The organism is Mesorhizobium loti (assembly GCF_003148495.1).
GTDB lineage: Bacteria > Pseudomonadota > Alphaproteobacteria > Rhizobiales > Rhizobiaceae > Mesorhizobium > Mesorhizobium loti.
Map to the genome: position 1 here is coordinate 1 of NZ_QGGH01000037.1, position 8,504 is coordinate 8,504.

General features: G+C 61.2%; 10 protein-coding genes and 1 pseudogene. 5 read left to right on the forward strand and 6 right to left on the reverse strand.

Features of this window, described 5'->3' with window-relative positions:
• Positions 1 to 93: pseudogene (locus tag C8D77_RS38745) on the forward strand (universal stress protein); the annotation flags it as partial.
• A gap of 160 nt (positions 94 to 253) precedes the next feature.
• On the forward strand, positions 254 to 523 hold the full coding sequence (locus tag C8D77_RS36955) for a DUF6455 family protein (protein ID WP_109672902.1): 270 nt from the start codon (positions 254 to 256) through the stop codon (positions 521 to 523).
• A gap of 57 nt (positions 524 to 580) precedes the next feature.
• Here the strand turns inward: C8D77_RS36955 and C8D77_RS36960 are convergent, their stop codons facing one another.
• On the reverse strand, positions 581 to 1,279 hold the full coding sequence (locus C8D77_RS36960) for a CBS domain-containing protein (protein ID WP_109672884.1): 699 nt from the start codon (positions 1,277 to 1,279) through the stop codon (positions 581 to 583).
• Positions 1,280 to 1,427: 148 nt separating this feature from the next.
• Between C8D77_RS36960 and C8D77_RS36965 the strand changes: the two genes are divergently transcribed.
• Positions 1,428 to 1,643 (forward strand): DUF1858 domain-containing protein, encoded by a 216-nt coding sequence (locus C8D77_RS36965; protein WP_109672904.1) that lies wholly within the window; start codon positions 1,428 to 1,430, stop codon positions 1,641 to 1,643.
• Between the two features lie 3 nt (positions 1,644 to 1,646).
• Here the strand turns inward: C8D77_RS36965 and C8D77_RS36970 are convergent, their stop codons facing one another.
• Positions 1,647 to 2,348: a Crp/Fnr family transcriptional regulator gene (locus C8D77_RS36970; protein ID WP_109672886.1), complete on the reverse strand. Its 702-nt coding sequence runs from the start codon at positions 2,346 to 2,348 to the stop codon at positions 1,647 to 1,649.
• 150 nt (positions 2,349 to 2,498) lie between these two features.
• Here C8D77_RS36970 and C8D77_RS36975 point away from each other — a divergent pair, with 150 nt between their 5' ends.
• Positions 2,499 to 2,936 (forward strand): pseudoazurin, encoded by a 438-nt coding sequence (locus C8D77_RS36975; RefSeq protein ID WP_109672888.1) that lies wholly within the window; start codon positions 2,499 to 2,501, stop codon positions 2,934 to 2,936.
• Positions 2,937 to 3,034: 98 nt separating this feature from the next.
• Positions 3,035 to 4,210 (forward strand): NnrS family protein, encoded by a 1,176-nt coding sequence (locus C8D77_RS36980; protein ID WP_109672891.1) that lies wholly within the window; start codon positions 3,035 to 3,037, stop codon positions 4,208 to 4,210.
• A gap of 65 nt (positions 4,211 to 4,275) precedes the next feature.
• Here the strand turns inward: C8D77_RS36980 and C8D77_RS36985 are convergent, their stop codons facing one another.
• The 4 genes from C8D77_RS36985 to C8D77_RS37000 form a co-directional block, all read right to left on the reverse strand.
• Entirely contained in the window at positions 4,276 to 5,145 is an 870-nt protein-coding gene (locus tag C8D77_RS36985) for an SUMF1/EgtB/PvdO family nonheme iron enzyme (RefSeq protein WP_109672893.1), read from the reverse strand.
• 52 nt (positions 5,146 to 5,197) lie between these two features.
• Complete coding sequence (gene nirK, locus C8D77_RS36990; RefSeq protein WP_109672895.1) at positions 5,198 to 6,304, reverse strand: copper-containing nitrite reductase; 1,107 nt, start codon at positions 6,302 to 6,304, stop codon at positions 5,198 to 5,200.
• A 224-nt stretch (positions 6,305 to 6,528) separates the two neighbouring features.
• Positions 6,529 to 6,684 carry a cbb3-type cytochrome oxidase assembly protein CcoS gene (gene ccoS, locus C8D77_RS36995; RefSeq protein ID WP_109672898.1) on the reverse strand — a complete coding sequence of 52 codons (156 nt, stop codon included), beginning with the start codon at positions 6,682 to 6,684 and terminating at the stop codon, positions 6,529 to 6,531.
• On the reverse strand, positions 6,681 to 8,504 hold a 1,824-nt coding region (locus C8D77_RS37000), incomplete at its 5' end, for a copper-translocating P-type ATPase (protein WP_109672900.1). The genes ccoS and C8D77_RS37000, both read right to left, overlap by 4 nt.

Below are 8,504 nucleotides of genomic sequence, written 5' to 3' on the forward strand. Positions count from 1 at the left end.
TATGGGCACAGCCGTCTGCGGGAATGGGCGTTCGGCGGGGTCACCCGCACGCTGATCGAGGAAAGCGGCATCAACCGCTTCATGTCGTATTGATGGGTCGACGTCCCAGCAGTCGAGTGCGCGGCGGGTGGGTTCAGGAACTTCAATTCACCCCTTTCGCCGCCTTGGCTTGGCAACGGCTCCGTCTGTTGACCGAGATCAAGTCGTTGGCCGCCTGCATGGCTATGATTCTCAAAAGGCAGGAGTGACCAAGATGAGCTTTCTCGATTATCTGATTTCAGTCGACGCCAGGGCCGCGTTGATGGGTCGCATGATGCGCAAGCTTGGTGTCGACAGGCAGTTGAAAGTGGTGCCGGACCATGCAGCCGTCACCGATCGGGCGGTCAATCGCTGCCGATCCTGCGGCCATCAAGACGAATGCTCGACTTGGTTCGACCAAAACGAGCAAGCCGATGCTCCGCCAGATTATTGCCGCAACCGCGACCTGATCGCACGGCTGCAGCATGTGGCCGGCCAGCGTTAGAACGTCGAGCGGCTACGCACAGTTCGCCTCGGGAAAATGTCGGTGGTAGCCCCTTGGCTACGAGACCAGGATGACGGACAACGGCTCGGCGCAAAATAGATTGTCCTCAACACCTTTGACGCCGGCGACGTTTTCGGCCGCTACGATGGCTGCCTGGCGCTCGCGTTCGTCGAAGATGGCGCCGCTCAGTTTTACGATCCCTTTGTCGACAGTGACATTGATCAGGTCCTTGCCAGCCCATTTCTGCGCTGCAAGCTCCGCGACGATGCTCTGGCGTATCTGTTCGTCGTCAATGGTCGTCGGAGTTGAGGTTGGCTGCGTGTGAAGCAGCGCACGAAGAAGATCGGAGCGGGCAATCATGCCGACAACTTTACCACCGTCGACGATCGGGACGCGTTTGATGCGGTGATGCGTCATCAACTCGACGACCTCGGCAAGCGATGCATTGGGGGATGCCGTGACGACGCTGTCGGTCATCACCTCCTCGACCCGCCTTCCGTTGGCGAGGACATATTCTTCGGCAACTCTTCCCGGGCTGACAAGAAATTCCAGCCAGCGTGGGCGCTTGCGCTGCGTGCCCAGCTCTCCGCGGCGCAGGAAATCGCCCTCGCTGATAATGCCCACCAGAACGCCGTCGATGCGAATGACGGGAAGCCCGCTGATCTTGCTGGAGAGCATCAATCCGGCCGCATCGGCGATCGACGCAGACGGATCTATTGCAACGACCGGCGTGGTCATTATGGTTTTGGCTTGCATGCCAGCCTCCTCAGACACTTTATCCTTTGCTTATCGAGGTCACGCGTGCCGTGTCTTGATCTGAATCATTTTCAGATTGCGAAACTGCAACGAAGGCGGCCCGAAGGCGATTTATGAAGAGGGCCTCGCAAAACGCGGAGACCTCATCGTGAAACAGCGCAGTTCGATCGACCCGGACATGGTCGTTGACGAAATCATGACGAAATGGCCGACAACGGTGGCTGTGGTGCTGAGATACAAGATGCTCTGCGTCGGGTGTCCGATCGGCACATTCCATACCGTGGCCGAAGCATGCCGGGAACATCGGATCGATGAGGGCGACTTTCTTGTCGAACTCGAAGCGGCCGTTCGAGGAAAACGGTGACGGTCAGCCCTTGTCCCGGTTCTCGGCCAGAACCACAAGGCGATGCGCATCCTTGACCGTGACCTTCTGGCGCCCGCTGACGATGATCCCTTTCTCCTCCCACTTGCTCAGCAGCCGGCTGACCGTGTGAAGCGTCGTCCCCGTCATCTCGGCAATGTCCTGCCTCGAGATCGGGAAGTCGATTTCGATGCCGCTATCGGTCTTTCGGCCGGTCTGGTTTGCCAATCGCAGCAGCGCATGCGCAACCCGCTGCTCCACCTGTTCCGTCGACATCTCCACTACCCGCGTCTGCGTCTCCTGCAGCCTGCTTCCAACCGTCCTGTAGGTGGCCGCCCCAAACACGGGGAAGCGTCTCGCCAGATCGGGCCACAGAGCGTTTGGCCAGGCCAGCACCACGCAGTCTACCGCCGCGACCGCGCTGGCTGGGTAGGTCGTCCGGCCAAGTGCCGCGGCGACGCCAAAGATCTCGCCTTCGCTGATGTATCTGGCGATGACCTGTTGTCCGTCCGGCGTGGTGCGAACGACACGGATGTGCCCGGCGATCAGCACGAAGAAGGAATGAGCCTCGGCTTCCTGCGCGAAGATCGCCGTCTCCTTGGCATAGCGAGACGACCGCGCATCTCGCAGGATCTCGCTCTGCTCGTCGGGCGTCAGACCCTGGAAGAGCGGCAGTCGCGAAATCAGCGATCGGTCCAGCGCAGCCAAGCGGATTCCTCACGGCTTAGGGTTCCGCATTAGTCGTGCGGGAGACCTTTCTTATCTTGAGTTTGCGCCAGCGCAAATTGTCCCCGACCGCATCAGGCTAAATGGCATGGAACGGCGCAATGCCGCGAAGACGAAACAAAGGACAAATTGATGAAACTCTCCATCCTCGCCGCCGCAGTCTCCATCCTGGCGCTCGCCAGCGGCGCAAGCGCCGAAGAGCATGTGGTGCAAATGCTCAACAAGGGCGAAAAGGGCGCCATGGTTTTCCAGCCAGCCTTCGTCAAGGCAGCCCCCGGCGACACCGTCAAGTTCGTGCCGACCGACAAGACGCATGATGCCGAGTCTATCAAGGGTATGCTTCCGGATGGCGCTGAGCCTTTCAAGGGAAAGCCCAGCGAGGAAATCACCGTTACGCTGACAAAGGAGGGCGTCTACGGCGTCAAATGCGCCCCCCACTACGGCATGGGCATGGTCGCCCTGATCGTTGTCGGCAAGCCGGTCAATCTCGATGCCGCCAAGGCGGTCAAGCACCCTGGGAAGGCAAAGACGGTGTTTGCCGACCTGTTCACCCAGGTTCCGGCCAACTGACCAGCATACAGCCTGCCTGCCATAAGTGGGGCGGGCACGGGCCGGACGGACCGAGGGCGGCGGTTCATCCGGCCCTGTTCATTTTGGAGACGCTAATCATGGGGATTCCACGCCTGAGGGCCTACACAGGGCCCGCGTTTCTTTCCTACGGATTCAGGCCTTTCTTCCTCCTCGGGTCGCTGTATGCCGCGCTCTCCGTTCTGCTTTGGCTGCCGATGTATGCCGGCGAACTCGATGCCCACAGTGCGTTCGTTGCCGTCGACTGGCATATTCACGAGATGCTGTTCGGCTACCTGCCAGCTATCGTTACCGGGCTCCTGCTGACCGCCATCCCGAACTGGACCGGCCGGCTGCCCGTGCAAGGCCTGCCGCTGTTGGCGCTGGTGGTCCTGTGGCTTGCCGGCCGTGTCGCTGTCTTCTTCTCGGCAGATATCGGCTGGGAAGCAGCCGCCGTGATCGATGGCTCATTTCTGCTTACGGTCGCCGCTGCGGCGGCACGTGAAATCGTCGTCGGACGCAACTGGCGCAATCTCAAGGTGCTGCTGCCGCTTGCCGTCCTGGCGTGCGCCAACGGCGCGTTCCATATCGAGGCGCACAGCCAAGGCATATCGGACATCAGCCGCAGGCTCGGTACGGCTGCAGCGATCGTGCTCATCTCGCTGATCGGTGGGCGTATCATTCCAAGCTTCACGCGCAACTGGCTCGTCCGCGAAAACCCTGGCAGGCTGCCTGCGCCATTCGGCCGTTTTGACATCGCATCGATAGCCATCTCAGCCATCGCGCTGGGAGCATGGACGTTCGCTCCTGACAACCGCGCCTCAGGAATGCTTATGGCCGTCGCTGCAATCTGCCAGGCGTGGCGTCTGTCGCGCTGGGCTGGCGAACGCACATTGCGAGATCCGCTCGTGCTCATCCTCCATCTTGCATATGCCTTCGTGCCGGTCGGCCTCGCCCTTGTCTCGGTTTCGATCTTCTTTCCTGCCGCCGTGCCGGCTGCTGCTGGGCTCCACGCGCTCGGAACGGGCGCGGTCGGCGCCATGACGCTCGCCGTGATGACCCGCGCAACGCTCGGGCACACCGGACGAGCGCTCAAGGCTGGGAACGGCGCCTCGTTCATCTTCGTGGCCGTCCTGCTCGCGGGAACATTGAGAATCCTGGCCGCCTTCGTCCCCTCAGAGGCGGTGATCGATACGGCCGGCGCCGCATGGGTAGCGGCATTCGCCGGCTTCGTCCTGATCCACGGAACCGCGTTGACTACACCCAAGGCACAGTGAGGCGAGGGAAGGGCGACGGGCGGGCTCGCGACAGTCGAGAGGACGTGGTCCGCTATTCCTGCTTTTCAGACGATGCCAAGCCACCCAAGGATCCGGCTTGCCCATCCCGAATGGTCCCGGACCAATCTGAATCCCAGATTGTCGGGAGGCGTGCCAACGGCACAGCCTCCGCTTTTCCCGTCACTGACAAAGTTCGACATGTAGGCTCTGTGAAGCCCTTCAAGCACGTGGACGCCGCAATTGTCGACCGAGCTCGCAACACCACTTCCATCCGCAGCCAACGTGGTGCGGACATAGCAGGTCGAAGTCCACTCCCAGACGTTGCCGGAAAAGTCGGCGAGGCCCAGGGAATTGAAACCAAACGAGCCACGGCTCTTGGGCATCGGGTCCGGTTTGCGATTGAGGTCCACCTCGGCCTTGTAGCTGGTGAGCCAACGTCTAGCGGGGTTGTTGGCGTCGTTTTCGACACCCTCGAATTCGCCTGCGAACCGCTCCGCCGCGGCAAAGGCCCACTCCTCGTCGGATGGCAGCCGCCATTGGCCGCCGGTCACTTGCGAATACCACCGGGCATAGGCATTCGCATCGAGATAGCTCACTCCGGTGACGGGAGCATTGCTCGGGATCGCGCGCGTCTCCTGTGCCGGCTGACAGACGCCAGCCGACACGCAGTCCGCATAGTCGGCCGCGCCAACCTGGTAGGCCATGATTTCGAGAGGTCTGCTGAGTTGCCGCTCGATGCGGGGATTGCCTTGCGGGCGTCCCTCTTTCAGGAACTCGCCCGGAGTCGGATAGATGATCGAACCGGAAAGCAAGACAACTGTCATGGCGACGGGGTGGGGTTGTCGATCCCCGAAGACCGCCTGTAACGAGAGACCTACCGGAACAGCAGCGGCGGCCAGGGCGACCGGCAGAACCTTCAGGATGAAAGGAGACATGGCTTTTGTCCATGCCCGGACAGCGACGCCGTCCGGGCATTTTGGAGTGCCGTCAGTTGGTGGCTATGGGTTTGGGCGCCTCGACCTGCGTCATCAGATCATCATTCCACTGGCCTTCGACCATGAAGTGAGCGGTCGCTCCGAGTTCCACGGCCTCGATCAGATTGTGATTGACGTAGGCGTAGATGCCTGGCTGCAGGAAGGTATAGAGCGCCGAGCCCGCCGAGCCGCCACGGATGAACCAGGTCTCCAGATCCTTGGCAGGCGGATTGGCGAACTTGCCCTGTTCCCAGACATAGTCGCCGTGTCCACCGATCAGGTGAGGCCGGGTATCGCGGTTGGCCTGTGAGTGGACGATCAACACGGTCTCGCCGACTTTCGCCTTCATGGCGTTGTCACCGGTCAGGGATCCGACCTTGCCGTTAAACACGACATGCGTCGGGATCAGCCCGCGCATGACCTTGACGATATCGTCGTATCCGTCACCGGCCGATTCGTAACTCTTGAAATTGCCCTTCTCATCGCGCGGGATATAGAAGTCGCTCTCGCCGATATAGAAGATCTTGTCGTATTTGACCGGTTCGCCCCTGTCGTTCCTGAGCCCGTCGCGCGGCAGCACCATGATGGCGCCGCTCATGCCGGAGACGACATGCCAAGGGATCATCGCGCCACCAGGTGCACAGTGATAGACGAACGTTCCCGTTCGCGTCGCCTTGAAGCGCAAGGTCACCTGTTCGCCGGGATTGATCAGGGTGAGGCCACCGCCACCCAGCCCGCCTGTTGCGGCGTGGAAGTCGATGTTGTGGGCGAGGGAGTTGGTGTCTGGATTGATGAGCGTCAGCTCGAGATAGTCGTCCTGATGCACGACCATCAGCGGGCCGGGGATCGAGCCGTTGTAGGTCATCGCATTGAGCGTCGTGCCGTCGGCGTCGATGACAAGAGGCTTTTCCTCGATCGTGATGGTGAACTCGACGATCTTGGGTCCACCCTTGGCGACCTGATCGTGCGGATGCACAAACGGCGGTGCCACAAGCGCGATCTTTTCGCGCGCGAGCCCTCGAATGTCCGCCTTTGTCACAGTTGCTGAAAATGCGGGCAGTGCTGCCACGGCGGCAGCGCCAATCGCTGCCCCGAACAGAGCTTCACGTCGCGTGATCATGTCAGTCTCCTATCTCTCAACCGTTGCGGATGAATAGAATTTACCTGAGCTGACGCAGCGTTTCTTTGCGCTGGCGCAAATTGAAAGAGTTAAATCCAGGCAAGCTGCAGCTTCGGACACGGCAATGTTTCGCGTTATTCGAGCTTTTTGGGATTATTCCAGCCAGGGACATGCGGCGGTGTAGTTTTCTGCCCCACCGCCATTATCGGCTACTTGGCTTTCGATCACTGATCCAGCTTGTCTTCTCGATCGATAAGGATCCGCTCGGCGGCGCCGTCGAGATCTTCATACTGGCCACTCTTCAAAGCCCACAGGAAGCCCCCCAAGCCAAGCGCACCAAGGAAGAGGGCCACAGGTATGAGGTAGGCAAGGGTCGTCATGAGAATCGGGCCAATCTGGTGATGTCGGAACGGCTGTCGCGCCGCACATCTTTCGCTGGCGAATTTGGTATGGAACTCTGCAGACGCAACGCATTTCCGATCACAAGCAGCGAAGAAGCGGACATGGCAATCGCTGCGATAAGAGGCGTGACGTGGCCCAGGATGGCGATCGGCACGGCGACGGCATTATAGACGATCGCAATCGCGATGTTCTGGCGTATCAGGTGTCCCGCCTTGCGCGAGACGTCCAGCGCGAGAGGCACTGCCAGAAGGCTTTCGCGCAGGAACACGAAGTCGGCCGCATTGCGGCCAATGTCGGCGGCGGTGGCCGGTGCGATCGAGACATACGCCGCGCTCAGCGCCGGCGTGTCGTTGAGGCCGTCGCCAACCATCAGAACCTTGTGTCCGTCTTTCGCCAGGGTCTCGATGCATTCGACCTTACCGGACGGCAGCAGGCACGGAACGAAGTCGTCGACACCCAGCATTTCTGCAACTTCGCCGCAGGCGCCCGCGGTATCGCCCGACAGCATTTGCACCGACACCCCAGCATCATTCAATTGCCCGATCGCCGCCTTGGCGTCGGCGCGCAGAGCGTCCTCAAAATTGAAGGTGGCGACAATGAACCCGTCTTTTGTCAACACCGTTCCGCCATAGCCATGTTTGCCTTCGCCGCCGGTCCGGGCCTTCCATCCAGCCCATCCGCGTCGACCCAGCCGCCAGATACTTCCGGCGACAGTGGCTTCGATTCCGAACCCCGGATGCTCAGTGACGGCATCGAATTTGTGCTGCCCGCCAAGGCGGGCAAAACCGGCTATGGCCTTTGAAAACGGGTGACGCGAGTGCGCAGCCATGTCGGCCGCGATTGCCAGCATGGTCGGATCGATCGCTGACGCATTGATGAGCCGGGGCTGTCCAAGCGTGAGCGTTCCGGTCTTGTCGAACACCGCTGTATCAATCGTCGCCAGGCGCTCCATGGCCGAACCGTCCTTGACCATGATGCCGTTCTCGAACAGGCGCCGCGCCGCGACCACCTGCACGATCGGCACGGCGAGGCCGAGCGCGCACGGGCATGTGATGATGAGAACGGCAATGGCGATGGTTATCGCCCGGTGCCAGTCGCCAGTCGCCGCCATCCAGCCAAGGAACGTCGCGAAGGCTGTAAGATGAACCACCGGGGCATAGAGCGCCGAAACGCGATCGGCGATCCGGCGATAATGCGCGCGGCCGCCCTCTGCGGCTTCCATGAGCCGAACCATTTCCGCCAGAAACGAATCTTTCGCGGCCGCTGCCGCCTCAATCGTCAGCGGGCCGGTAAGATTGAGGACACCGGCCTGCACGGCTTCGCCTGCCGCCACGTTTCGAGGCGTGCTCTCGCCGGAAACCAACGAGCAGTCCAGATCCGAGGCCCCTTGAATGATCTTGCCGTCGACGGGGATCCTTTCGCCCGCCGCGATCAACAGCAGCATGCCGGGTTCGATCTCGCCAACCGGCAGATAGTCGCGTGCGCCGTCGTTGCGCAGCACCATGGCGCCACGTGCGGCCAACTGGGACAGGCCTTTCACGGCGGTCCGGGCACGTTCGCGCATCACGTGATCCAACGTGCGACCGATCAACAGGAAAAACAGCAGCGATACCGACGCGTCGAAATAGGCGTGATCGCCGTGGTTGATCGTCTCATAGAGACTCATGGCGTAGGCGAGGGACACCCCGACCGCGATCGGCACATCCATGTTCATGCGGCCGTGACGCAGCGCATTCCAGGCCGAGCGGAAGAAGATGCCGCCGGCGAAGGCCAGTGCCGGGATCGCGATCAGCGCCGA

Coding starts and splice junctions, on each gene's coding strand:
- C8D77_RS36980 (WP_109672891.1), top strand. CDS start 3,035: ATGGGGATTCCACGCCTGAGGGCCTACACAGGGCCCGCGTTTCTTTCC.
- nirK (WP_109672895.1), bottom strand. CDS start 6,304: ATGATCACGCGACGTGAAGCTCTGTTCGGGGCAGCGATTGGCGCTGCC.
- C8D77_RS36985 (WP_109672893.1), bottom strand. CDS start 5,145: ATGTCTCCTTTCATCCTGAAGGTTCTGCCGGTCGCCCTGGCCGCCGCT.
- C8D77_RS36955 (WP_109672902.1), top strand. CDS start 254: ATGAGCTTTCTCGATTATCTGATTTCAGTCGACGCCAGGGCCGCGTTG.
- ccoS (WP_109672898.1), bottom strand. CDS start 6,684: ATGACGACCCTTGCCTACCTCATACCTGTGGCCCTCTTCCTTGGTGCG.
- C8D77_RS36960 (WP_109672884.1), bottom strand. CDS start 1,279: ATGCAAGCCAAAACCATAATGACCACGCCGGTCGTTGCAATAGATCCG.
- C8D77_RS36975 (WP_109672888.1), top strand. CDS start 2,499: ATGAAACTCTCCATCCTCGCCGCCGCAGTCTCCATCCTGGCGCTCGCC.